This window comes from Corynebacterium sp. HMSC14B06 (assembly GCF_001807075.1).
Taxonomy (GTDB): domain Bacteria; phylum Actinomycetota; class Actinomycetes; order Mycobacteriales; family Mycobacteriaceae; genus Corynebacterium; species Corynebacterium jeikeium_D.
Genome location: NZ_KV787355.1, coordinates 177,462 through 199,142, shown reverse-complemented (window position 1 = coordinate 199,142; position 21,681 = coordinate 177,462). Strand labels below are relative to the sequence as shown.

Sequence of the window (21,681 nt, the reverse complement as noted above, 5' to 3'; positions counted from 1 at the left end):
GGAAAAGACACACTTTTCTTTACTTAACCCCGAAAACCATCGATAAGTCAGGCAGACAAAAAGACCCGCACCTTATCGGCGCGGGTCTGCATTGTGCGCCCGAAGGGATTCGAACCCCTAACCTTCTGATCCGTAGTCAGATGCTCTATCCGTTGAGCTACGGGCGCATTTTGTTGTTATTCAGCGACTCTGGGGTAATCCCCTCGGCCCCTGCAACGAATAGATACTTTACTCATCCTGCTAAGTTTTACAAAATCGCCTGTTCAAGCAACCTTTTCGGCACTTATTCAAGTACATATTCGTTGCACATTAACAACAGGTTTCGTAGCGGTTACCCCGGCCTATCCGAACAGGACCGACCGAGGTACCCCTGACCGAGGTAACGAAGAAACCGAGGAACTACTCGCCGCGGACCCAGCGGACAGCGTTGCCAAAGATGTCCTGCTCACCAATGCCCGGAATGTTGCGCATCAGGCCTTCGCGGAAACGCTCCGGGTGGCCCATCTTGCCCAGAATCCTGCCGTCAGCACTGACAATGCCCTCAATGGCGTAGGAGGAACCGTTCGGGTTGGCTGGCGCTGTCATCGTCGGCACGCCCTCGGCATCGCCGTCGGCATCGACGTACTGGAAAGCGACCTGACCGGCCTCGAACAGGCGGCGGGCCTCGTCCTCGGAAACCACGAAACGGCCCTCACCGTGAGAAACCGGCATGAGGTGGGTCTGGCCTGGCTCGAAACCACGCAGCCACGGGGAATTCACGGTCGCGACGCGAGTAGTAGCGATGCGGGAAACGTGACGCAGCTGGCGGTTGTGGGCCAGGGTCGGCGAGTCCTCGCGGAGCTGCGCAGGGTCGCCGTACGGCAGGAAGCCGGACTTGACCAGCGCCTGGAAACCGTTACAAATACCGAGCACAAGACCGTTGTCGGCCACGAACTCCTTGACGGCGGCTGCGACATCGTCGGAACGCAGGAACGCGGCGATGAACTTGGCGGACCCGTCCGGCTCATCACCCAGGGAGAAGCCACCGGAGAATGCCAGGATGTCGGAGTCCTGAAGCTTCTCGATGAACGCCTTCGTGTCCTCCGCCAGCATTGCCGGGGTCAGGTTGCGGATTACGTGGAACTCGTAGGTAGCGCCAGCAGCGACGAATGCCTCGGCCATGTCGTACTCGGAGTTGGTACCCGGGAAGACCGGCAGCAACACGTGGACATCCTTCTTGCCCGGGCTCTGCAGGTCAGTCTTGGTCTCGCTGACCTGGTTAGCGAACTCCGGCAGGGCCTCGCCCTCGTAGTCATTGAGCGGGAAGACCTCACGGTAACCGGACTCCATTGCCTCCAGAGCCTCGGCGACAGTGAAGGACTCCTCACCGAAGCGCAGCGTGCCCGACTCGTCGGTGGCACCGATCTTCACAGCACCCTCAACAGCACCCTCAACATCCTGACCAGCCGGAACAGCCACCACAATGGAACCCAGCGGAGCCTCCGGAAGGGATGCCTCCAGGCCCACGCCATTGCCCACAGCCATGTTGACCAGGGTCGCAGCCAGATCCGCGTTAGTAACAGCCGAGGCCGCAGCCGGGCGCAGCTCCCGCACGGCAGCAAACAGTTCGTTGAGCTGCTCGTAGTTCGGTTCCCCGGACTCGAGCGGCTTGTGCGCAAACAGGTAGAGGTCGAAGTTACCGGCCGGGATTGCGGCAGAGACAGCGTCGGTCTCGTCCATTGCAGCGACCGCAAAGGTCACCAGGGTCGCCGGCACGTGCAGGTCCTCGCCGTAAGTGCCGGACATGGAGTCCTTACCGCCAATAGCCGCAACCTGGAAGCCATCCTGAGCCTCCAGCAGGCCAAGCAGAGCCTGCGCGACCTCGCCCCACCGCTTCGGATCCTGGTCCAGGCGCTGGAAGTACTCCTGCACACTCAGCCAGGCACCGCGCGGATCGCCACCGGCCGCTGCGAGCTTAGCCAGTGCCTCCACGACGGAGTAGGAACCCATGAGGTACGGGGACTCGTCGGCAAGCGATGGCGAGTAACCCCAGGTCATGATGGACGCGGTGCTCGTGCCGCCATCGACCGGCAGCGTCTGGATCGACGCCTGCTCGTCGGTCTTCTGCGTCGCACCGCCGTACGGCATGAGCACGGTGGAGCGGCCGACGGTCGAGTCGAACTGCTCGATCATGCCCTCCTGGGAGCCCGCCGTCGCCGCACGCAGCGACTCCAGTACGCTCGTCGGAGCCTGCTTTACGACGCCGCCCTCCGCAGCAACCATCTCGACGTTCTGGGCGCGGTCGGCGCCGTTGGTGTCGATGAACTCACGGGAGAGGTCGAACACGACCTCGTCGCCCATGAACATGCGCAGCCGACCGGTGTCGGTGATGTCTGCCAGCGCGACTGCCTCAATGTTCTCCTCGGCAGCGGCGGCGATGATGAAGTCGGCGTCCTCCGGGCGCACGACCAGCGCCATGCGCTCCTGGGACTCGGAAATCGCGATTTCGCGGGCATTCAGACCGGCGTACTTCAGCGGCACGCGCTCGAGGTGAATGTCGATGGAGTCAGCCAGCTCACCGACCGCAACGGACACGCCACCTGCACCAAAGTCATTACAGCGGACAATCTTGGTGGCGACGTCCTCGCGGCGGAACAGGCGCTGAATCTTGCGCTCGTTGACCGGGTTACCCTTCTGCACCTCGGCACCGGAGCGGCCCAGCGAGTCCTCATCGTGAGCCTTGGACGAGCCGGTCGCACCGCCGACGCCGTCACGGCCGGTGCGGCCACCGAGCATGATCACCACATCGCCCGGCGCAGGTTCGAGGCGCTTGACGTTGTCTGCCGGGGCAGCGGCGACGACGGCACCGAGTTCCATTCGCTTAGCGACGTATCCCGGGTGGACCAGCTCGCGCACACCAGTGGTGGCCAGACCGATCTGGTTGCCGTAGGAGGAGTAGCCGGCTGCGGCGCGGGAGGAAATATCGCGCTGCGGCAGCTTGCCCTCGAGGGTCTGCTCGCGCGGAGTGTTGATGTCACCTGCGCCGGACAGACGCATGGCCTGGTAGACCCAGGAGCGACCCGACAGCGGGTCGCGGATAGCGCCACCGAGACAGGTGGAGGCACCACCGAATGGCTCGATTTCGGTCGGGTGGTTGTGGGTCTCGTTCTTGAACATGAGGAGCCACTTGCGGTCATCGCCCTCGACGTCGACATAGACGGAGCAGGCGTTGATTTCTTCGGAGACTTCCTGGTCATCCATGACACCCGTGCGACGCAGTTCGCGGCCCATGATGGTGCCCATGTCCATCAAGGAGCGTGGCTTGTGGGTGCGGCCGTTGAGCTCACGCAGCTCGTCGTAGCGACGCAGCGCGCGATCCAACTGCGCGGCAAAGCGCGGCTCGTTGTTCTCGATGGAGGTCAGCTCGGTGTTGAAGGTGGTGTGGCGGCAGTGGTCCGACCAGTAGGTATCCAGCGCGGACAGCTCTACCTCGGTCGGAGTGCGGCCCTCGGAGCGGAAGTAATCCTGGATGGTCTTCAGGTCAGCCAGCGACATGGCCATGCCGTCGGCTGCGAGCAGCTCGGCCAGGCCTTCGTCATCCAGCTCGGTGAAGCCCGGGTACTCCTTCAGCGGCTCAATCTCGCCCATGCTCGGACGGCGCAGGACGCTCAGGTTCTTCTCCCCCGATTCGACCGGGTTGATGAGGAAGGAGCGCACGGCGTCATTCACCGGAGCATCGAAAACATACAGCGTTGCCGAGGTGATCTGCGCCTGCGTTTCCGGGCGGAGCAGGCGCAGGGCCTGCTCGGCGGCATCGGCACGCTGGTCGTACTGGCCAGGCAGCGGCTCGACAGCAAGGTAGTTCCCCAGCTCGGCGGGGGCCGGGAGCTCGACCAGCTCGTCGACACGCGAATCAGCAACTACCGACTCACGCAGCGCGACAAGATCCTCCTCCGTCGCATCGAAAGCATCGTAGAGATAGTAGATTGCCACCTCGCCGTCCTGGCCGATCGAGGACAGCAGCGTAGCTTCCTCATTGCGGAACTCGGGCTTACGGCGAACGGCTAGACGGGCGTCCATCAAGGCTCCTATCGAAATACGGGGAGGGCAACCGGGGTCTAAGTCTATTGCAACTGTTCAGGATAGGAAAATGTCCCCCGGTGCGCGAGGCGGCGCGGGACGGCGCGGGGCGGAGGCGGCGCGGGGCGGAAGCCCCGATTGACCAAGTACAAGGCCAGGCTAATCGGATTCGGTCGGGCAAAGGCTGCGCGGGGGTGTTGGAGGTACGGCCGTGGCGGCTCAGAGAGGTGGCGAGTCGGTCGGCAGGTCCGGGTTGGTGCCTGTTGCTGCGCTTTGCTACCTGTTGCTGCGCGTTGCTGAAGCAAGGGAGCTGGTTCGTTGTCTTATCGATGCATAGTTCACCCATCGATTCGCTATAGCCTGGCCACAAGTGAACAGTGCATCGACAAGTGCACACGTAGCACCCACAGCGTGCGCATAAGTGGCGCAAAACCATCGACAGGTCACGAGAAACCATCGATAAGTGACCGAACCCTGGCCACAAGTGAAGGACCGCGCTGCCCCGCCCCGCAATGCCCCGGCTCGCGCTGCACTGCCAGGTAATAAAACAAAAAGACCCGCACCTCCACGGTGCGGGTCTACATGGTGCGCCCGAAGGGATTCGAACCCCTAACCTTCTGATCCGTAGTCAGATGCTCTATCCGTTGAGCTACGGGCGCGTGTGGCGGAGGCGAGAGGATTCGAACCTCCGGCCCGTCGCAAGACAGGCAACTCCTTAGCAGGGAGCCCCATTCGGCCGCTCTGGCACGCCTCCAAAACCACTGGCATCGATCCCGCTTCAGCAAAGCTGTTCGCCATTGCGTGGACGAGACCAAATAACCGCAGCCAATCCTACAGAACACAAGAATTGAAAAGCAAAACACCCGCGGAGCCACCAAATACGGCGCCACAAATAGCGACCACACCTTGGGATTTTGCGGGGATTCTGTACTGCCCAATCCGGGCCATGTTCTACAGTTAGGCCTATGACCAACGATGCATCTTCAGTTCAGCCCAAAACCCGTGCCGACCTCGAGCAGGTTCCGGCCTATGTCCCGGGCAAGGCTGTGCCCGGCGCGCTGAAGATCGCGTCCAATGAAATGACCCAACCGCCACTGCCCTCGGTGGTGGAGGCCATCTCGCAGACCATCGCTGACCCAACCACCAGCCCGAACCGCTACCCGGACATGGGCGCGGTTGACCTGCGCATTAAGCTCGGCGAGCATCTGGGTCTGCCCCTGGAGCAGGTCGCGGTCGGCTGCGGCTCCTCCGCTCTGTGCCTGCAGCTCGTGCAGGCCACCTGTGCGGATGGGGATGAGGTCGTGTTCCCGTGGCGCAGCTTCGAGGCCTACCCCATTCTCGCTCGCGTCGCCGGGGCTACTCCGGTGCCGGTGCCGCTGGATGCGCAGGGTCGCAATGATCTTTCGGCAATGGCTGCGGCTATCACCGACCGCACGCGCCTGGTTTTCGTCTGTAATCCCAATAACCCGACGGGCACGACCATCACTCGCGAGGCATTCGCGGAGTTTATGGCGCAGGTTCCGGGCGATGTTGTGGTCGCTCTCGACGAGGCGTACATCGAGCTGGTGGACGAGGCCACTCATGCTGCTACCCCGTTGGCGCATGAGCTGCTGGATACCTACCCCAACCTGGTTGGCCTGCGCACATTCTCCAAGGTCTACGGTTTGGCCGGGCTTCGTGTGGGCTACATGTTCGGCCCGGAGAAGCTTGTGGAGGCCGTGAATAAGGTCGCTATCCCCTTCTCCGTAAACACTCTCGCGCAGATTGCCGCGCTCACCTCGCTCGACGCACAGGAAGAGCTCACCGCCCGCATTGCTGAGGTCCGCGCACAGCGCGTCGCCGTCACAGAGGCCATCAACGCCGCCACCGGCCGCGAGACGGTGCTGCCGAACTCGCAGGCCAACTTCATTTGGATTGACGAGGGTCGGATTGCGGATCTCTCTTTGCTTGACGACGTCTCGGTGGCCACCACCACGGATCTCGGTGACTTCCTGGCGCAGCGCAACATTCTCATCCGCTGCTTTGCCGGCGAAGGTGCTCGCATCACCATCACTACTGAGGAAGAGACCTCGCAGCTGCTGGCTGCGCTAGGAATTGAGCGCTAACAGCTATCGCTCAGCTAGCAGCTACCGGCGCGGCCGGTGGTCGCGCCACCGCTGCGCTCAATCGCCTTTGCGATGCGGTCAAGCATTTGCTGGCCGGTCTCATAGGTGCCGTCGTCAGGCTGAGCTGCGATAGCGACACCAACGAAGGTGCCCGGCTTCTTGCCCGGCAGATAGCCGAACTGCCGCACAAGGTAGACACCTTCATCATCTGGGCCCCACCCACCCTTGAAGTGGGCACCGCGGATGCGTCCGAGGCCGTAGGACTGCTCGTCGGCAATCTGTCCCATGAGGTCAGCGACCTTTGGGCCCGCCTCGATGCACTGCAAATTGGCGCCGAAAATAGCCTGGTCGCGCAAATCCCACTGCGTCTGCCCGAAGACGGTGTATTCCGCACGGATGCGGTCAGTGCCCATGACGGTGCGGGTGTCGTGGCCCTCTCGGAGAATCTCGTCGGTGGTCGCGCCCGCGGTCGCGTCATCGCCCAGGGAGTACCACATGGACTCAGCCGCATCGTTATCGGAAACCGTGATTGCGGCTTCGACCAGGGAATCCACGCCCGATTGGCGCACATAAGCCACCGCAATCGGCACCTTGGAGGTAGACCAGGCCGGACCCGTTTTGAAGTCACCTGTGGCAACCACTTCGGAATCCTTATCCGGCGTTGCCAGAGCGGCGCCGGCCAGACCACCGAGTTCCTTTTGCGCGGACTTCACTGCCTCGACAACTTCGCGAGGCATCTCACCGGGCACAACTTTCCCGTCGGAGGATGCTCCGCCGGGGCCGTCGTCAAGCGGATTGGATAGCGTCGGCGACGGCATGTCCGCCGAGTCGGTGCCGATGGTGCAGGCGCTAAGGCCGAGCGTGACGACGGCGGTTGCGGCCAGAGCTACTCGGAGACGTTTAGACAATGTGCACCGTCGCATTCGTACCGCCGGTACAAGTGACAACCTCACCGTTATCGCGGCAGGTCATGCTGTATGTCTTGCCTGTTGTTGGGCTGCTAGCGGTGACAGTACCGTTGAGCTTCTTCGTAAGTTGATACTGCTCAACGAAGGAATTGCGGACGTTGGTGGCAAACTGACAGGTCGTCGTGTTACCGCCGACATCTTCTGCATATACCAAGTTCAAATCACCCGGATCGCCTGAGCCGGAGCAGTGGCGCCAATTCGATGGCGGCTGGAACCCTTCAGCGCGACGCTTCTGCTCAGCAGTCGACGACGTGGAGGAATCCTCAGCACTAGCGGACTGAACCGACTGGGGCGAGTTGCTGCCGGCCGAATTCACTCCCTTCGAATCGGAGAAGTAGAAGTAAGCCATTGCGCCGACGAAGAGAGCGACCGCAACGAGTGCCAGGACAATAACCGCGATGGTCAGCCCCTTGTTGTCATTGCGCGGCGCAGCAGCCGGACCAGCTTGCGGACCTGGAACATAGGGGGCAGGGCGGTATGGTTCAGGCTGCTGGGACTGTGGATACTGCTGCTGCAGATACTGGGTCTGCCCCTCAGGCTGCTCCCACTGTGACCCATCCACAGCGCTCCACGCATTTGCCGGCGTATCAGCGGACGGTTGATCATCTGACGTGCCCGGATTTATGCTCCACTCACCGAACGAGTCGTCCGAGTGGTTGCTCCGATTCGTTGCCATTGTTCGACCTTTTCCCTCAATACCGTCCGCCAGCATGACGCTGGGTTTGTATTACAGCAAGACCGAGCTTACCGGTTTTGGCAATTTGCCCGTATTGTTTCAGGCCACAGTACACGTTGGTCGGAGCAATTAAATTACCTCCGCAAAATTACCTGTGGCAGATTTCGGACACACGAAACCCCCGACCGCATGCGACCGGGGGTTTACGTTCTGTAATTCGCTCTCTATCTGGGGAAGTTTTTACTCATCCCTGGAGAACTGCCGCTAATCGCGACCTAGAACAGTCGTTAGAACGGCCACCACGACGGCTTCGCATTCTTGTTCACGACTACCTTTTCGCCGCCGACAACCCAGTTCTCGTTGGGGCTCAAAAGCGCGCCCACGTGGGCGTAGCCGCCGTTGTCGAACTCACCTTCGTAGTCCGGAGCCCGGTACGTGAAGTCAACGGAGACAGACTTCGAACTGCTGACAGTCGGGTTGTCCTTGAAGGCACCGAGGAAGCCGCCCTCCGTCCAGGACAGGCGCACCTGACGATTACCGTTGCGCTCGGTGTTGACGTACTCCCCCTCCTTCAGCGTGTAAATACCGCCGCCGAGGATATTGTCCTGCGACTGGCGAGTCACACGAACGAGCTCAAAGTCAGCCGGGATGTTGTGGCCGATTCCCCGCAGCTTGGCGTTGCCGTTGACACCGACGACCTCAATACGGATCGTGACCTCGTCACCCGGTCGGACCTCCTTACCGCGGATAATCTGCGAGTAAACATCAGCAGACCATGCCGGGCCACCGATGGTGCCGAGCTTCTTCTTCGGGGCGCTCGAGCCCGGCAGGGTCAGACCAGGCGAATTAAGTCCTGGCGAGTTCAGACTCGGCGAGGGCAGACCCGGGGACTGCGCCATGGCAGGAGCGCCGAAACCGAAGGTCAAGCCAGCTGCGAGGGTAACTGCGGCAATGGCGGTACGGGAGCGACGTCGCGGACGAGAGGCCGCGATGTTCTTGGAGTGCATATTGCGCATGATGGGAAAACTCTCTGTGAAAACCTGAAAACAGGCGCGGTGGAAAAGCTGGAATTACTTAGCGGTTAATGCCCGGCGACGGCAGCCCCGGGGACTGGAAGCCCGGTGACGGCAGGCTCGGGGAGCCCAGCGAGCCACCTGGGACATCCGGAATACCCGGAATACCCGGAGCCGGCGCCTCCCGCTTCACAGTGAGCTTCGGCCCCATGTCATGCAGCTTCTCCACCTTGTCGCCTGGGTTGAAGTGGATTTCGGTTCCCGTATTCAACGCACCGTCGGCAATCGCGTCCGTGACGCGGTACTGCCACTTGAAACTCACAGTCGACGTGGTCGGGGAGCCCCATGCCTGAAAGATGGTGCCGGCCTTAAACTCCACCGCACCGTTGTTAACGATTTCCAGCCACTTATCCGACTCGTTCGGATCCGCCCACTCATCGTCGCCGACCTTGTACGTCGCCGAGTTGGCCACGTACTGCAGGCCATCCGGAATGACATCGGTCATTCGCTGAATGTAGGACTTCGCACCCCAGATGTTGTTGTCCGTGTAGGTCAGAGTAAAGGTCACGACATCGCCAGGCTTGACGACGGCACCCGCGACACCATTGACCTCAACGGATCGCGTCACATTGGAGTTCTTCCAGCTATGCGTCGCGCTGGAGGAACCAGTACCGGTGACTTCGCCAATGGCGTCGGTGACGGTCTGAGTGATGGAATCAATGCTCGGCAGTTCCTGAGCATGTGCGGTATTACCGAATCCCGCAAAGGTCATACCTGCGGCTAGAGAGAGTGCAGCAATGCGAGCAATGCTGCGGTTACGTACGGTGCGAGTTGCCATCTGTCACGGGCTCCTTTTAACGATGCGAAGACTTGTGGTCGGAGTAGGCCAACATGGGGGTTCTCCAGTAGGAATGCACGCGTGATGCATCGGCGTGCGATTCACTTGGCGATAGTTAATACGACACCTATCGACGGCGGCAACAAGTAGCCATTTTTCGAACATCAACCTAAAAATCGAAAACTATGTCGCCACATCGGTCACACCAGTCACACGTCCGCACATGCGTTACAGGTTTGGGCCGGCTGGAATACTTTTAACTATAGAAATACACACTGCCCTGAAATGGCTATTCCCCACCGCTGCCGAAATTGACCCCATTTTCCATCCCGCGACAAAACACCCCAGCTTGCCCCCTGTAACGCTGTTCAGGGGTATCCAAAGAGCCCAATTACATGCCCGTCCGACCACCCCATAACGGGGTTAACCACGAAAACCGCCCAAAGGTCCAACTATCCGTCGCCGACCTCAGTACATACGCCAACTTTTAGGAGAAATGGAGAAACCCCCGGTAGAAGATCTACCGAGGGCTCCCAGCTGCGGAAGTAGAGGGATTTGAACCCCCGGAGGTGTGACCCTCGCTGGTTTTCAAGACCAGTGCATTCGGCCGCTCTGCCATACTTCCAACGCCAACATCATAACCGCATACCGCCGTAAGGCAGCAAACGCCCTCATAACACCCCTTGCCAGCACCTTTCGCAAGCCCTTCATCGGAAACCACACCCCAAGCATCCACCTCTACAGACATAACTATTTTTGCTAATTGCAAAAGAGCTTGAAATACCGCGTGCATAACCAGTTTTTGCATTACCTTTGAAGACTATGAAGGCAATCATTCAGACTGATCTTTCCAACCCCCGCGCCCTGGAATGGGCCGATGCTCCGGAACCGACTCTCGAGGATGGGCAGGTGCTGGTCAAGGTCAAAGCCGCTGGCGTAAACCGCGCTGACCTGCTGCAGGCCGCTGGCCACTACCCGCCACCGAAAGGCGTGACCGACACCCTCGGCCTGGAGTGCGCGGGTGTCATTGAAGAGGTCAAGGGCGACTCCCAGGGCTGGAAAGTCGGCGACGAGGTCTGCTGCCTTCTCTCCGGTGGCGCTTACGCCGAAAAGGTCGCAGTCCCGGCCGGCCAGATTCTCCCACTACCACATGGCTACTCCTTCACCGAGGCCGCATCTATCGTCGAGGTTGCCTGCACGGTGTTCTCGAATGTCGTGATGATTGCCGGCCTCAAGGAAGGCGACCTGCTGCTGGTCCACGGTGGCGCGGGTGGCATCGGCACTTTCGCTATTCAGATGGCCAAGCGGCTCGGTGCTCGCGTCGCAGTCACCGCCGGTTCGGCGGAGAAGCTGGCTAAGTGCAAGGAGCTCGGCGCCGACATCCTCATCAATTACAAGGAAGAGGACTTCGAGGAGATTGTCTCAGCTGAGGGCGGTGCCAATGTCATTCTGGACATCATGGGCGCAAAATACCTCGACCGAAACGTCAAGGCCCTGGCGAAGGACGGCCACCTGGTCATCATCGGCATGCAGGGCGGCGTTAAGGGAGAGCTCAACATCGGCCGCCTGCTGAGCAAGCGCGGCTCCATCACCGCCACCGGCCTGCGCTACCGCGATCTCGCTGACAAGGCTCGCATCGTCAACGCCACAGAGGACACCATCTGGCCAATGCTTGCCGACGGCACCGTCACCCCTCAAATTCATGAGGTCATGGATATGCGTGACGCAGCCAAGGCCCACGAGCTGCTCGACAGTGGCGCGGTCAGCGGCAAGATTGTGCTGACCGTCTAGTTAACCGGCTGCCTAGCTAACCGAGCGAGGCAACTGCGCGCACGAGCTGGTCAATGTCGTGCGGCGTATTGAACGGCTGGAGGCCGACTCCCACGGCGCCTCCAGCCTCATCGATGCCCATGGCCTCCAGCAGTGGTGATTCATATGCATCAACAATGCTGGTCACGAGACCATTATCCAGCAGCCTGTCCACGACTACCTTCGCCGACACCCCATCGACGAGGAAGCTAACGCGCGGAATGTGCTGTGCCCGCGACACACTCGCGAAAGAATCATCTTCGGTATCCATGCCGATGATGTACACCCGCGGCAGGGTCATCAACGCCGCAATCAGGCGTTCCGACAACGTCGTCAAGTAGCGAGAAACCTGCGGCATCGCCGTTTCAATGCGATGCCTACGTGACCCCCTCGCCGTGCTATCCAGCGATGCCAGGTGCAGCACCGATTCCGACACTCCGCCGAGCAATGCCGGCGACACCGGGGAAACCTCGATCCGCTCGACGCCGCGCACATTCGGCACATAGCTTAACGACGTCATGCGCTCGAACATCTCGGGATCCTTGAACACCAATGCTGCGACCTCAGGTCCGCCCAGCACGGAGGCATCAACCAGCATGATGTCGGCGCCCAGCTTGCTCATCGACACATCGCGGTAGGCGACAATATCCGAGGCATCAACCAAAACCCAGGCGTTGGAGTACTCATGCACCCGCCGAGAAATGTCAGCTACCGGGGCAATGGTGCCAATGAACGGATCCGCGGCCGGGACGACAACGAGGCGAGTGTGCTCGTCTACGAGCTCGTCGAACTGCCAGGACGGCAACGTACCCGAGGACAAGTCAGCCTCAGCAATGCGGACTTGAGCTCCGTAGAGATTGGCTGCCCGGCGTAGTGGTGCGTGTACAACTTGCGAACCAATGCGAGAAATCACCAGGTTAGAGCCGAGCGTCAAGCGTCGACTCATTGCGGACGTGAACTGCTCCATGAGCACCTCACGCGAAGATCCCAACACCACGCCGGCGACCGGGCCGCCAGTGAGGTCGGCAAAAGCCCGGCGCGCACTGGCGGTTAGCTCCGCTGCAGCGGGAACGCCCGAGCTGCGCGACTGGCCATGAGCCCCCGCCCCAGTCTCACCAGGAAGGGACTTCTGGGCATTGCGAAATGCAGAAATCATCGCGGCCTGGACACGCTCGGGTACCTGGGTGCGTTGACCCGCATTGAGGTATGTCCACCCGTCGGAAAGCGACGAGTAAGCACCCCTGGTTGTCGGCACATCGAAGGCCATGAAAACCCTTTCCCGGTTTCGAATTCAAGCTGCGATATCTATTTCAGAGTTAACTGTGCAATCACCCACGAATCGAGCATCCATGCCCCGAACCGTGTATCGATTGCACATCTTAGTTGGAACCAATTCTATCGAAGCAACCCCCTATAGGATAATCTTTATCCCTTTTTAGTAGTTGCTTAAAATTGGACGAACTTTTCTTGCCTGTAGCCATGCGCAAGCACTCCCGATGCGTGAACCATATGCACCAGCTGCATGCCATAAAGCAGTTACAGCGGCGATTGTATGTAAGTTTTCCAGGGTCACATAACCAACCGTGGAAACAGCCTCAGAAGCACCACGTCACCACCAAGGACGACCACCCCACGCGACGGTTGTTCGCCGTCACGACGTGGAATAATGGCTCGCCCGGTGCCGTCGGTATTCAATCTAAACCGCCCTAGCTAGTAGTTTGGAGACGTGACTAACGCAGAAAATGATCGCCAATCCGCAGCTGCAGCCGACCAGCCGGCCAATACTGTGCGCAATGGCTCCGCTATCCGCACGGAGGAAACTCTCCGTCGCAACATTGCGCGCATAACTGACGCAACAGGCGAGGCACCGGCTTTCAAGTCGCGTTCCCGCACCATGGGCGCTGCCTGGCGGGATCTAGCTATCGGCTTCGGCCAGCGCGAGCTGTGGCTGCAGCTGGGCTGGCAGGACATCAAGCAGCGCTACCGCCGCTCCACACTTGGCCCACTGTGGATCACCATTGCCACCGGCGCCATGGCCCTCGCTCTCGGCCTGCTGTACTCGCTGCTGTTCCAGCAGGAGCTGGCGTTCTTCCTGCCACACGTGACCGTTGGCCTGATCATCTGGGGATTCATCTCCGGCTGCGTGCGCGAGGGCGCAACCGTCTTCATTGAAAACGAAGGCCTCATCAAACAGCTGCCCAGTGCGCTGAGTGTTCACGTCTACAGGCTGGTGTGGCGTCAGTTGCTTTTCCTGGCCCACAACATGGTGATTTGGCTGATTCTCGTGCTGGTCTTCCGTCCGGATTTGGGCTGGAACTTCTTCCTAGTCATCCCAGCGATGGCACTGCTGGTGGTCAACGGTGTGTGGGTGACGATGTTCTTCGGCATCATCGCTACGCGCTACCGCGACGTGGCACCACTGCTGGATTCCCTAATTCAGCTGGTGTTTTACATGACTCCGATTGTGTGGACCACCAAGACGCTGGAGGAACAGGGCGGTGCCGTCGCCGAACGCGCACGCATCGCAGAGATCAACCCGCTGTTCCACTACCTGGAAATCATCCGTGCCCCGCTAACCGGCGAGCCGGTGGATACCTACCACTGGTGGATTGTCCTCGCCTGCACCGCAGTCGGCCTGCTGCTGGCACTCGGGGCTATGCGCCTGTGGCGCTCCCGCGTGAGCTACTGGGTTTAGGCCGCAAGGGCCGTCGTAAAGCGAATAGAACTAGCAAGGGATAAGCATGGTCAGCATTGATACTTACAACGCGTGCGTTGACTTCCCCATTTTCGACGCCAAATCGCGGTCGATGAAGAAGGCGTTCCTCGGCGCCGCGGGTGGTGCGATTGGCCGCAATGACTCCAACGTCGTGGTTATTGAGGCGCTGAAGGACATCAACATCCACCTGCGTGAGGGCGACCGCGTCGGCCTGGTAGGTCACAACGGCGCGGGTAAGTCCACGCTGCTGCGACTGCTGTCGGGCATCTATGAGCCCACGCGCGGTGCCGCCGATGTGCGCGGCCGTGTGGCTCCGGTGTTCGACCTCGGTGTCGGCATGGACCCGGAGATCTCAGGTCTGGAAAACATCATCATCCGCGGTCTGTTCCTGGGGCAGACGCGCAAGCAGATGAAATCCAAGCTCGACGAAATCGCAGAGTTCACCGAACTCGGCGACTACCTGCACATGCCACTGCGCACCTACTCCACCGGTATGCGCGTGCGACTGGCGCTCGGCGTGGTCACGTCCATTGAGCCGGAGATTTTGCTTCTCGACGAAGGCATCGGAGCCGTCGACGCCGCATTCATGGCGAAGGCCCGGACGAAGTTGACCGAATTGGTCGACCGCTCCGGTCTGCTGGTGTTTGCGTCGCACTCAAATGAGTTCCTGGCGCAGCTGTGCGACACGGCGCTGTGGATTGATCACGGTACGGTTCGACAGGCAGGGCTTGTCGACGAAGTGGTCGAAGCCTACGAAGGTAAAGAGGCCGCCGACCAGGTGCGCCGCGTGCTCGCGCAGCGACGGTAGCAGCTTCGCCGGGAGTCCGGGCGCGGTTCCCCATCGTGGCCGAGCGGGCGGCTGGCGGGCGACTAGCGGGGCGGCACGGATGCTTGGAATTGCCCACCCGGAGCAACATGGCAAGATAGACAGCAATAAAAACAGTAATAAACGGTACTTCCCCCGATGGAGAACGAAGTGAGCGAAAACTCGGCTGACCACCCAAAGCACGATGAAGCAGCAACGGCCGCAATCGTGGTGACTCACAACCGCATCGAGGACCTGCGTCAATCGCTTCCCATCGTTGCCAGCCAGACCCACATGCCGAAGTGGCTCATCATCGTCGACAACGGCAACGACCCGAAGGTCAAGGAACTCGCCGAGCAGGTGGCGGCGCAGCAGTCGTCGGAAAGCGGATCGGCGCCGGAGATTCACTACGTCGGCTCCAAGACGAACCTGGGCGGCGCTGGTGGTTTCGCACTGGGTATGCTGACTGCGCTGTCGCTGGGCGCGGAGTGGATTTGGTGCGCCGATGATGACGGGCGCCCGGAGGACTCCTACGTGCTGAAGGCGCTGCACAGCTGCGCGCGACGTCACCAGCTCGACGCTGTCTCGCCGGTGGTCTGCGACATTAAGGCCCCGAACAAGCTGGCATTCCCCCTGCGCCGCGGGCTGGTGTGGCGCCGTCATCGCGAGGAGCTTTTCGAAAGCGGCATCAACCCCAAACTCCCGGAAGTACGCGACTCCGAGGGCACGAAGTGGTTCACCAATTTCGCAGATCAGAAGGCTGCTACCGGGCTCGAACTGCCTAGCGACCTCGAGACCATCGACGGCAACCACGATCTCCTGCCCGGCATCGCATCCCTGTTCAACGGCGCGCTGTTTAGCGCCCGCTCGCTGGAACAGCTCGGCGTTCCCGACTACCGCCTATTCATCCGCGGCGACGAGGTCGAATTCCACCGCCGCCTAGTCCGCTCCGGCCTCCGGTTCGGCACATGCTTGACGACGGCCTACCTGCACCCCTCCGGCTCGGGTGAATTTGTGCCCATTCTCGGCGGCAAGATGCACACGCAGTACCCGACCAATGACTTCAAGCGCTACTTCACCTACCGCAACCGCGGCTACCTGATGAGCCAGCCCGGCATGCGCAAGCTCATGCCACAGGAGTTCCTGCGCTTCGGCTGGTTCTTCCTGGTCCAGCGTCGCGATGTCCGCGGCTTCTACCGCTGGTTCAAGCTACTGAAACAGGGCCGCGCGGAGAACTTCGAGCGCTTCGATCCGAAGTCGAAGTAGTTCGGGCTGGCGTTGCGGCTGGTGGGGCTGGTGGGTTCGGGCAAGCGCTGAGGCTGATGAGGCTGGTGGGGCTGAGGCTGTGGCGCTGGCCTGCATATTTGATCTCGCCCGGGTCGTGTAGTCCGCATTTCGAGTGCTCAGTGCGCAAAAGTGTTACCTAACCCCTGGTTCCCTTCTCCTCCACTGACATATCGATGAGGTATTCACTCATCGATGCGCTACAGCCTGCGCATAAGTGAATAGTCCTACGATAAGTGCGCGGGCCAGGCCAACAGCGTGGCCATAAGTCCTGAAAAGTCATCGACAAGTGGCGGAAAGTTGGCCATAAGTCAGCACAATTGCAATAGGTCAGCAGCTGAACTTAGCCTGAGTCGCGCGAGGCCGGTGCATTTTCCAGAAGCTGCAAACGCTGCTTACGCTCCTGGATTCTGGACTCACGGAGCTGCCGATCTTTATACGGGACAGTGGCTTGACGAAAACGCCCAACTTCGGACGAAAATACCAACCCACCTGCCTGAATGCGCTGCCTCTGCCGAATAGCGAACTGTCGCAAGACCTCCACGCAGTCCCCATTAATGACCTGTGACCATTGGAAGCGGAGTACATCTAAGTGGAGGTTTCGCAGACGCTTCTCGCGAGCTTGCTCTTTCAGAAGCACAGTCTCCGTAGCTGCTACCCCGCCACCGGAATACTTAGTCAGCCCATCGAACTCAATGATCAAATTCAGATGAGGCACATAAAAATCGACGCGCCCAATGAATCCTTCACTGTCATAGAACTCGACTTGCTGCATGAGCACGCATTTTTCGTCGTAAAGCGTGGCAATTCCTGAGTCGATTATGCATTTCTTTGTGATTGACTCACCGATGGTTTCGCTGTGTGCGCTGGCAGTTCGAAGTAGCTCGCGGGCGCGGCGGGGACCCGGCGAACGTGGGTAATTTGTGAGGACGGTGTGCAGTTCTTCGAGGTCACACCACTGTCGCAGTGCGGTGTCAACGATGACTGGCCCGTTTTCGGACTCGGCGGTGCGGCAGATATCGATGACGGTTTTCGGCACATCGGTAACGCAGCGCCCACCAATGCGAACGATGTCTTGTTCGAGGATTCTGTCACCGACATGGCGCAATCCGCCGCCAGGTCGGCGCAGGCCGGAATTGGCAAGCGCGATTGTGGCATTTCGAACAAGCAACGGGATGCCATGCAACGCAGCGGCTGCTTCACCCGTAATGATTGTCCCGGAACCTGGCTTGACCAGTGCCTTTATCTGCAGTTGAAAACGTTCGAATGCTGACAGCGCATTCCAGCGAGAGCACTCGATGTATGTGCCGTACGCCAGTCTGAGCAGGGATCCATCTCGAATATTTGCGCTTCCGACGTGCCCGTGCAGATTATCCAGCTCTGACTTGGCACTGACATATTCACAAGGATGCTTGATTTGTTTCTGCGAAGCCGCGTGGATGAGGCCATCGGAATCGTAAGTCCAGTTAGGCATTGGTTTAGGCACGCTCCCCGAGGTGGGCTACAGGAATTCACGCATTGGAATTAGTGCCTTTAGTTATGGTCGACCCCGCGGAAATTGGCAGCAGAAAAGCCGCCGAATTGCCCGTTTCTGTGGACAATTTGGCGGCTGTGGATAACTAGCTGCGGACACCCAGCTGTCGCTTACTTAGTACTTGGCGCCGTCCTCAACTGCGAGACCGAACGGAATGCCGGTGTCTGACGGCCAGTACTTCTCGTCAGCTGAGAAGCTAATCGTTACCCTTTCCCCGTCGCTGTGGAGACTTGGGTTAATCACGACATGGTCAATAGTGCGTGTCTCAGATTCATTACTTCCTGCAAGCTTTGCTGTCACTTCAGTTGGCTGGTCGAGAACCAGAATCGCAAATTGTCGATCGTCGGCAGTATGGGGGTTGGGATCCTCACGCTGCTGATAAGCGAGAACCTCGGCTCGATTCTGGAAAACCTTCACAGTACCGGTCACGGTCTGCTGGCCGCTGGTTCCGTTGCTCGACCCCTGCGAACTAGAACCCGAAGCCCCAGACTGCGAACCCGAGCCCGAGTCCGAGTTCGAACCCGACCCCGAAGCCTGCTGCCCCGCCGTCGGATTCGGGCCACCGTTGCCACCGTTACCACCATCAGCGCCAGTACCATTCGAGCCCGAGCCCGGCGCGCAGTCATTACCAGCAGCAATGGCCTCGACGACATCCAGGTTGTCAACCGGAATCCAGTTAAACTGTTCGAACTCCCCGGCACCCGGATTCGCAGGCGTTTCCACCAGCTCATTGCCCTGGCGCGTCACCAGCAAATCTTCCTGATCGCGCCCCATCCTCTCTGCAGAAAACGAGAACATACCCGGCTGACCAGTAGCTCGCTGAAGAGCGCGACGTACACCGCCCACAGAAGTCACGCCGTCATGGTAGGAATTCTGAAACTGAATTTCCTGACCATTCTCGTCAACGCCGTAGACACCAATCGCATCAATTTCGGCGCTCATCGCACTTGTGCCATAGTTCAGCACCAGCTCGGGCACGCACCCATCATCAAGATGCACGAGCGCATATTTCATCGCCCCACCGGGGCTAACTTCTCCGACAAAAGTCTGCAGTGGCGCCGGGTTCGCCAGCACCTGCTTGTACACTACGACGGCCTTCTCCGCCTGCGCCTGCACCTGCGCATCGCCATTTTCGCTTGACGACGACGCACTGCCCTCGGCAGCCGCCGAATCGCCACCTCGATCCCCAGAAACCTGGAGGAAAAGGAACAGAGCCAGCAACAGGATAATCAGCACCAATAGCACCAAAATGGCGATGAGCTGCTTGCGGGTTTTGCCACCTGAGCTAGTCGAAGGCGTGGGTGTGTGCGTGGTCATGATTGAAGAACTACTCGCCCTGGAAGAACTTTTCCCAGTTGTCTTCGCTGGTCAGCTCCGGCACGGCGGCACGCCACTGCTTCGCAAGGTCGTCCCACTTGGAGGACAGTTCGCGCATGAGGCTGATGGTCTCGGCGCGCATGGACTTTTCCTTATCCAGGTCGCGGACCAGGTGACGCACTCCGTTCTGGGAGGCATCGGTGACCCAGACATCGTCGAACGTGGAAATGTGCCACCAGAAGGAGTCCTCGAAGGCCACAGCCACCGGACCAGGGCGCTTCTTACCCATCTGCGTATAAGCCAAACGCTTTGCCATCGTCTTGTTTTCGCTGGAAATCTCGTGTGACGGCGGGCGAACCGGAGTCAGACCACCCGGCATCTCGTGCATCGGCAGCAGCTCGGTCTCCGGGAAGTTCTTTCGACCAGCAGAAATGCGAGCGAAGTCGCCCTGCGATGCGTTCTTCAGCACCTCCGGGCCACGCAGCAGGTCACGAACAGCTTCCATCTGCGTCCAGGCCAGGCCGTAGCGCATGGAGACCAGGTTCGAGAGGATTCGTCGTGAAGCGACGTTGACCATGTCCTTTGCGGTGACATCGCCGTGAATGGTGGCGGCGATGAGGGAGTTGCGCAGGCCGAAGTACTGGGCGGCGTTTTCGATGTCCTTCCAGTAGAAATCGGCGTGCCAGACGGCGGCGCCCGGAATGGTGTCAGTCGGGTAGCCGGCCTTGGCGGCGCGGAAACCGTAGTCGATGTCGTCGTACTGGAAGAACAGCGGCAGCGCCAGGCCAATCTTCTTAATGACCTCGGACGGCACCAGGCAGGTCCACCAGGCGTTGTAGTCAACGCCCAGGCGACGCAGCTGGTGGTACTTGCGCACGTCCACGTCGGCGTAACCGAACTTGGGGTCGTTCTCCTCGACCGTCAGCGCCTTCCAGTTGTAGGTCTCGCCGGTGCGGAAGAGGCTGGTCGGGTTGAACAGGAAGAGCATCTGCGCACCGAGCAGCATCGGCTTTTCCGCGCATACGGCCAGGGCGGATAGGCGCAGGGTGGTTTCGGGCTCGGGGCGGATGTCGTCGTCGGTAAGCAGAACCATGCAGTCGCCCGCAGCGGTGGCGTCGCGCATGCCGCGGGAGAAACCGCCGGCGCCGCCGAGGTTCGGCTGGTGGACAACGTTCAGGCGCTCGCCGAGGATCTCCTTGGCCTGGATGAAGTCGGCTTCGTCGGCCGGGTGCTGTTCGCCCTGGTCAACGACGCGGATGGTGCGAACGCGCTCAAGGGCTGGCAGGTCCTCAGCCAGCGTGGCGACGGTTCGAGCACAGTCAACCGGTCGGTTGTAGGAACAAATGACCAGGTCAGTCGGAATATCGCGCTTGATAGCCGACTTGGGCACAACATAGCGGACATCGGAAATCTTTGCGCCTGCGTCCTCGGTGTCGAAGCGCAGGTGAATGGCACCGCCATCGGCGAAGCGGTCCAGCGGGACGGTCAGACGCACCTCTTCATTGGCAGAACCTGACATCGGCGAGTGCTCACCGGTCCAGTTGCCGTCGGCATCCGAGCCGCCCGCTGCCCAGGAGTCCTCCAAGCGGAGGTGGCCCCCAATATCTTCGGTGTAGGCCAGCACACGCGCGGAACCGACCACGCGCGCACGGATTTCGACCTGCTTAATTGAGGTCCAGCGCTGCCAGTAAGAAGCTCGGAAGCGACCGAAGTAGGTGTCAGTGCGCACCACGGTGTGGCGACCGAGCGTGATCGAGTTACGGGTGGCCTGCACCGAGCTGTCGTAGGCGCCAACGCCTTCGACTCGGTAGTACAAATCCGGCTCCACCCAGTCTGCGGGCGGAGCAAACAGCACGCGCTGAATAGTCAGCATGTCAACATCGGTTTCGGCGGTCAGCTGAGTGGATTCCTTATTAGAAGCAGTCGAAGTCACGTCCCCCAGCGTATCGCGCTATTTCACACGGAAGATGAATACACGCTGAATGATGAAGTTAATTACCGTCGCAACGCCCTGCGCGACGACGAATGCGCCGAACTGTGCCCACTGCGCGTTCCAGTCCCAGGATTCGACGAGCCAGGGCTGTAACACGTTGAAGATACCGACCTGGGTGGCGTAAGTAATCAGGTACAGCACCGCAACTGCCAGCACCTTCTTCGCCGAGGACTTCGACTTGAAGGTCCAGCGGCTGTTGATGATGTACGCCGTAATCGTGCCGAAAACCCAGCCGACCGTCTTGCCCCAGAAGTTGGTCGCCCCGAAGACGTTGAGCATGATGAACGTCAGGCCGAAGTCCACCACCGCCGCAATAACGCCGGAGATAATAAAGCGCATCATCTGCACTTTCAGACCGTGCTCGTCCTTGGTCTCCGTCGCCATCGGCACTGCGGCCGAGTCCTCTACGACAAAGCCATTTTCGTGGGAGCCGTTTCCGAGCTTGCCGTTTTCACGGTTCGGGTTTTCATTTGCTGTTTCATTCGCTGACACGCCTAGAAATTCTAGGCCACCGGCCAGCTAACAAACAGCCAGCGCGAGCATGAGGAGGCAATAAAGAGGAGA

At 60.1% G+C, this 21,681-nt stretch carries 15 protein-coding genes and 4 tRNA genes; 5 read left to right on the top strand and 14 right to left on the bottom strand.

The features are described 5' to 3' along the window. Positions 1-94: 94 nt before the first annotated feature. The 4 genes from HMPREF3130_RS00925 to HMPREF3130_RS00910 form a co-directional block, all read right to left on the bottom strand. Positions 95-167, bottom strand: a tRNA-Arg gene (locus HMPREF3130_RS00925). Positions 168-399: 232 nt separating this feature from the next. Beyond that, entirely contained in the window at positions 400-4,059 is a 3,660-nt protein-coding gene (locus HMPREF3130_RS00920; protein ID WP_070429130.1) for a phosphoribosylformylglycinamidine synthase, read from the bottom strand. Positions 4,060-4,642: 583 nt separating this feature from the next. Continuing rightward, positions 4,643-4,718: transfer RNA gene (locus HMPREF3130_RS00915), tRNA-Arg, on the bottom strand. Between the two features lie 3 nt (positions 4,719-4,721). Continuing rightward, a tRNA-Ser gene (locus HMPREF3130_RS00910) sits at positions 4,722-4,813 on the bottom strand. Between the two features lie 211 nt (positions 4,814-5,024). On the opposite strand from HMPREF3130_RS00910, the gene HMPREF3130_RS00905 reads away from it, so the two are divergent. After that, positions 5,025-6,164, top strand: coding sequence for a histidinol-phosphate transaminase (locus HMPREF3130_RS00905; RefSeq protein WP_070429129.1), 1,140 nt, complete (start codon positions 5,025-5,027; stop codon positions 6,162-6,164). Positions 6,165-6,178: 14 nt separating this feature from the next. Here HMPREF3130_RS00905 and HMPREF3130_RS00900 read toward each other — a convergent pair whose 3' ends face one another. The 5 genes from HMPREF3130_RS00900 to HMPREF3130_RS00880 all read right to left on the bottom strand — a co-directional run bounded on the left by HMPREF3130_RS00900 (position 6,179) and on the right by HMPREF3130_RS00880 (position 10,284). After that, positions 6,179-7,072: a hypothetical protein gene (locus HMPREF3130_RS00900; protein WP_101688002.1), complete on the bottom strand. Its 894-nt coding sequence runs from the start codon at positions 7,070-7,072 to the stop codon at positions 6,179-6,181. Further along, the gene (locus tag HMPREF3130_RS00895) at positions 7,065-7,808 is read right to left on the bottom strand and encodes a hypothetical protein (RefSeq protein ID WP_016421838.1); all 744 of its coding nucleotides are present in this window, start codon (positions 7,806-7,808) and stop codon (positions 7,065-7,067) included. The genes HMPREF3130_RS00900 and HMPREF3130_RS00895 overlap by 8 nt, the downstream gene beginning before the upstream one ends. A gap of 287 nt (positions 7,809-8,095) precedes the next feature. Next, positions 8,096-8,824: a hypothetical protein gene (locus HMPREF3130_RS00890; RefSeq protein WP_070429128.1), complete on the bottom strand. Its 729-nt coding sequence runs from the start codon at positions 8,822-8,824 to the stop codon at positions 8,096-8,098. A gap of 58 nt (positions 8,825-8,882) precedes the next feature. After that, positions 8,883-9,659, bottom strand: a complete 777-nt coding sequence (locus HMPREF3130_RS00885) for a DUF11 domain-containing protein (protein ID WP_070429127.1) — start codon at positions 9,657-9,659, stop codon at positions 8,883-8,885. A 540-nt stretch (positions 9,660-10,199) separates the two neighbouring features. After that, positions 10,200-10,284 (bottom strand) — tRNA-Ser (locus tag HMPREF3130_RS00880). Between the two features lie 197 nt (positions 10,285-10,481). Between HMPREF3130_RS00880 and HMPREF3130_RS00875 the strand changes: the two genes are divergently transcribed. Continuing rightward, complete coding sequence (locus HMPREF3130_RS00875; protein ID WP_070429126.1) at positions 10,482-11,450, top strand: NAD(P)H-quinone oxidoreductase; 969 nt, start codon at positions 10,482-10,484, stop codon at positions 11,448-11,450. Between the two features lie 16 nt (positions 11,451-11,466). Here HMPREF3130_RS00875 and HMPREF3130_RS00870 read toward each other — a convergent pair whose 3' ends face one another. Continuing rightward, entirely contained in the window at positions 11,467-12,735 is a 1,269-nt protein-coding gene (locus HMPREF3130_RS00870) for an aminotransferase class V-fold PLP-dependent enzyme (protein ID WP_049193883.1), read from the bottom strand. Positions 12,736-13,194: 459 nt separating this feature from the next. Between HMPREF3130_RS00870 and HMPREF3130_RS00865 the strand changes: the two genes are divergently transcribed. The 3 genes from HMPREF3130_RS00865 (at position 13,195) to HMPREF3130_RS00855 (ending at position 16,255) form a co-directional block, all read left to right on the top strand. Continuing rightward, on the top strand, positions 13,195-14,163 hold the full coding sequence (locus tag HMPREF3130_RS00865) for a galactan export ABC transporter permease subunit Wzm/RfbD (protein ID WP_080971508.1): 969 nt from the start codon (positions 13,195-13,197) through the stop codon (positions 14,161-14,163). A gap of 46 nt (positions 14,164-14,209) precedes the next feature. Next, a complete protein-coding gene (locus HMPREF3130_RS00860; RefSeq protein ID WP_005510871.1) occupies positions 14,210-14,992 on the top strand; it encodes a galactan export ABC transporter ATP-binding subunit Wzt/RfbE in 783 nt (260 codons plus the stop codon). 156 nt (positions 14,993-15,148) lie between these two features. After that, positions 15,149-16,255: a glycosyltransferase gene (locus tag HMPREF3130_RS00855; protein ID WP_070429125.1), complete on the top strand. Its 1,107-nt coding sequence runs from the start codon at positions 15,149-15,151 to the stop codon at positions 16,253-16,255. 361 nt (positions 16,256-16,616) lie between these two features. Here HMPREF3130_RS00855 and HMPREF3130_RS00850 read toward each other — a convergent pair whose 3' ends face one another. From HMPREF3130_RS00850 to HMPREF3130_RS00835, 4 genes are all read right to left on the bottom strand, one after another. Further along, on the bottom strand, positions 16,617-17,747 hold the full coding sequence (locus HMPREF3130_RS00850) for a PDDEXK family nuclease (protein ID WP_070429124.1): 1,131 nt from the start codon (positions 17,745-17,747) through the stop codon (positions 16,617-16,619). A gap of 174 nt (positions 17,748-17,921) precedes the next feature. Further along, positions 17,922-19,124, bottom strand: coding sequence for a hypothetical protein (locus HMPREF3130_RS00845; RefSeq protein ID WP_070429123.1), 1,203 nt, complete (start codon positions 19,122-19,124; stop codon positions 17,922-17,924). A gap of 10 nt (positions 19,125-19,134) precedes the next feature. Next, on the bottom strand, positions 19,135-21,057 hold the full coding sequence (locus tag HMPREF3130_RS00840; RefSeq protein ID WP_070429122.1) for a glycosyltransferase: 1,923 nt from the start codon (positions 21,055-21,057) through the stop codon (positions 19,135-19,137). An 18-nt stretch (positions 21,058-21,075) separates the two neighbouring features. Next, complete coding sequence (locus HMPREF3130_RS00835) at positions 21,076-21,609, bottom strand: GtrA family protein (RefSeq protein ID WP_070429121.1); 534 nt, start codon at positions 21,607-21,609, stop codon at positions 21,076-21,078. Between the last annotated feature and the right edge of the window lie 72 nt (positions 21,610-21,681).

What these genes read in the sequence shown, in the direction of transcription:
- HMPREF3130_RS00920 (WP_070429130.1), bottom strand. Translation starts at nt 4,059, where the DNA reads ATGGACGCCCGTCTAGCCGTTCGCCGTAAGCCCGAGTTCCGCAATGAG.
- HMPREF3130_RS00905 (WP_070429129.1), top strand. Translation starts at nt 5,025, where the DNA reads ATGACCAACGATGCATCTTCAGTTCAGCCCAAAACCCGTGCCGACCTC.
- HMPREF3130_RS00895 (WP_016421838.1), bottom strand. Translation starts at nt 7,808, where the DNA reads ATGGCAACGAATCGGAGCAACCACTCGGACGACTCGTTCGGTGAGTGG.
- HMPREF3130_RS00890 (WP_070429128.1), bottom strand. Translation starts at nt 8,824, where the DNA reads ATGCGCAATATGCACTCCAAGAACATCGCGGCCTCTCGTCCGCGACGT.
- HMPREF3130_RS00885 (WP_070429127.1), bottom strand. Translation starts at nt 9,659, where the DNA reads ATGGCAACTCGCACCGTACGTAACCGCAGCATTGCTCGCATTGCTGCA.
- HMPREF3130_RS00875 (WP_070429126.1), top strand. Translation starts at nt 10,482, where the DNA reads ATGAAGGCAATCATTCAGACTGATCTTTCCAACCCCCGCGCCCTGGAA.
- HMPREF3130_RS00870 (WP_049193883.1), bottom strand. Translation starts at nt 12,735, where the DNA reads ATGGCCTTCGATGTGCCGACAACCAGGGGTGCTTACTCGTCGCTTTCC.
- HMPREF3130_RS00860 (WP_005510871.1), top strand. Translation starts at nt 14,210, where the DNA reads ATGGTCAGCATTGATACTTACAACGCGTGCGTTGACTTCCCCATTTTC.
- HMPREF3130_RS00855 (WP_070429125.1), top strand. Translation starts at nt 15,149, where the DNA reads ATGGAGAACGAAGTGAGCGAAAACTCGGCTGACCACCCAAAGCACGAT.
- HMPREF3130_RS00850 (WP_070429124.1), bottom strand. Translation starts at nt 17,747, where the DNA reads ATGCCTAACTGGACTTACGATTCCGATGGCCTCATCCACGCGGCTTCG.
- HMPREF3130_RS00845 (WP_070429123.1), bottom strand. Translation starts at nt 19,124, where the DNA reads ATGACCACGCACACACCCACGCCTTCGACTAGCTCAGGTGGCAAAACC.